Annotated in this window: 2 protein-coding genes; one reads left to right on the top strand and one right to left on the bottom strand. The window is 73.4% G+C overall.

Translation table 11 applies throughout. The features are described from left to right. On the bottom strand, positions 1-1081 hold a 1081-nt coding region (locus tag N4P33_RS34655; RefSeq protein WP_260830885.1), incomplete at its 3' end, for an SDR family oxidoreductase. A gap of 192 nt (positions 1082-1273) precedes the next feature. Here N4P33_RS34655 and N4P33_RS34650 point away from each other — a divergent pair. After that, positions 1274-2406, top strand: a 1133-nt coding sequence (locus N4P33_RS34650) for a zinc-dependent metalloprotease (RefSeq protein WP_260830884.1), incomplete at its 3' end; no start/stop codon positions are given.

Genomic DNA, 2406 nt, shown 5'->3' with positions numbered 1-2406 from the left:
GCACCACGGCCGCCGCGCCCAGCAGCGCCACCGTCGCGCCCGCGGCGCCCGCCGCCGTGGCGTCCTTGCGGCCGAGGCGACGGCCGGCGACGGTGTGCCGTCCGGAGACCTCCTCCAGCAGCTCCGCCAGCACCTCCTCGTTGGTGTACGCGGGACGCCACCCGGCGTCGTGCAGCCGGCTGCCGCTGACCACCCAGGGGTACATCGTGTACGCCAGGTCCCCGGCCGGCGAGGGGGTGAGCCCGATCCGGTGCAGCCGGGCCGCCGCGCCCAGCGCCACCGCCGACGGCAGCTCCATGCGCCGGATGCCGCTGAGCTCCTCGACCTCCTCCTGCTCGAGCCAGCCGTCGCAGCCGACGGCCAGCTCGCCGTCCACCTTCTCCAGCACCGCGTACTCCAGAGCGCTGCACAGGTCCTCGACGTGGCAGAACTGCCAGGCGGGGCGCGAACCGGCCACCACAAGGAGCCGGGGCGACTCGAAGTACCTGGTCAGCGCGGTGTCGGTGCCGCCCACGAGGATGGCGGGGCGCAGCACCGTGACATTGAGCCCGGGATGCGCGCGGGGCGCCCGGCGCGCCAGGCGCTCGATCTCCAGGAGGTCGCCGACGCCGGTGGCCTCCGCGGTGGCGCGCAGTTCCGCGTCCTCCGACAGGGGCAGCTCGTTGTCCGGCAGGGCGCCGTAGACCATCGCCGAGGTGCACAGCACGACCCGGTGCACACCGGCGGCCGCGGCTGCCGTCAGGACGGTCTGCGTCCCCCGGACGTTGTAAGCGGTCCGCGCGGCCGCGTCGGTCTCCAGGTCGAGGTCGAGGGCCAGATGGACCACCACGTCCGCCCCGCGCAGCTTGTCCGCGATGGCCGGATCACGGACGTCCAGGATGTGCCACTGGGCCTCCGCGCACTCGCCGCGGCGCTCGTCGATGGCGATGACCTGCTTGATCTCCTCCGAGGCGGCCAGCCGCTCGGTGAGCAGCGCGCCCACGCCGGACGCGGCGCCGGTGACCGCGACGACGGGCCCGCGGGCCGCGGGACTGGTTGACTGGTTTCGCGCTGCGCGAACCTGCGGATCTGGGGAACTCACCGGGCGTCTCCAGCGGTTGTCTTCAGTACGGGCGCATGTGACGCGTACGTACCAGGTGGCATCCATCCTGCCGCAGGCCTTCTGTCGGCGAAGCACCGAGGCCCGAACCGCCTCAGGTGTCTACGCTGGGTGGTGTTGTCGGGCAGCCGTGCCGCCGGAAAGAACCGGCGGCCCTACCAGCCGAGGAATCCCGTGAGTGACACCCCATTCGGATTCGGCCTTCCGCCGGAGGAGCCGGACGACGGCGACGAGGGCAAGAAGAAGGACCCGCAGAGCGGCGGTGGTCAGGGCCCGGCCAACCCGTTCGGTTTCGGCATGCCCGGAGCCGGAGGCTTTGGCGGCCCGGGCGCGGACAATCCGTTCGCCGCGATGTTCGGGTCGCTGAACCCCACCGACCTGGGCGCCGCCTTCCAGCAGCTCGGCCAGATGCTCTCCTACGAGGGCGGCCCGGTGAACTGGGACATGGCCAAGCAGATCGCCCGCCAGACCGTCTCCCAGGGCACGGCCGACGGCACCAAGGACGCGAGCGTCGGCCCCGCCGACCGCAAGGCCGTCGAGGAGGCCGTCCGCCTGGCCGACCTGTGGCTGGACGACGCCACCTCCCTGCCGTCGGGCGCGCACTCCTCCGTGGCCTGGAGCCGCGCGGAGTGGGTCGAGGCGACCCTGCCCGCCTGGCGCGAGCTGGTGGACCCGGTCGCCGAGCGCGTGGGCAACGCCATGGGTGACGTGCTGCCGGAGGAGATGCAGGCCATGGCCGGCCCGCTGATCGGCATGATGCGCTCCATGGGCGGCGCCATGTTCGGCACGCAGATCGGACAGGCCGTCGGTGTGCTCGCCGGTGAGGTCGTCGGCTCGTCCGACATCGGCCTGCCGCTCGGCCCGGCCGGCAAGGCCGCGCTCCTGCCGGTGAACATCGAGACGTTCGGCAAGGACCTGGGCGTCCCGCAGGAGGAGGTGCGGCTGTATCTCGCCCTGCGCGAGGCCGCCCACCAGCGCCTGTTCGCGCATGTGCCGTGGCTGCGCTCGCATCTGTTCGGCGCGGTCGACGGGTACGCGCGCGGGATCAAGGTCGACACCGCCAAGCTGGAGGACGTGGTCGGCCAGTTCGACCCGCAGAACCCCGAGCAGCTGCAGGAGGCGCTCCAGCAGGGCATGTTCCAGCCGGAGGACACGCCCGAGCAGAAGGCCGCCCTGGCCCGCCTGGAGACGGCGCTGGCGCTCGTCGAGGGCTGGGTGGACGCGGTCGTGCACGCGGCGGCCAAGCCCCGGCTGTCGTCCGCCGACGCGCTGCGCGAGACCCTGCGCCGCCGCCGCGCCTCGGGCGG

The sequence above is a fragment of the Streptomyces sp. 15-116A genome (genome assembly GCF_025290915.1).
In the GTDB taxonomy this organism is placed as follows: Bacteria; Actinomycetota; Actinomycetes; order Streptomycetales; family Streptomycetaceae; genus Streptomyces.
The sequence above is the reverse complement of the archived record's forward strand: the minus strand, read 5'-3'. Positions and strand labels throughout refer to the sequence as shown.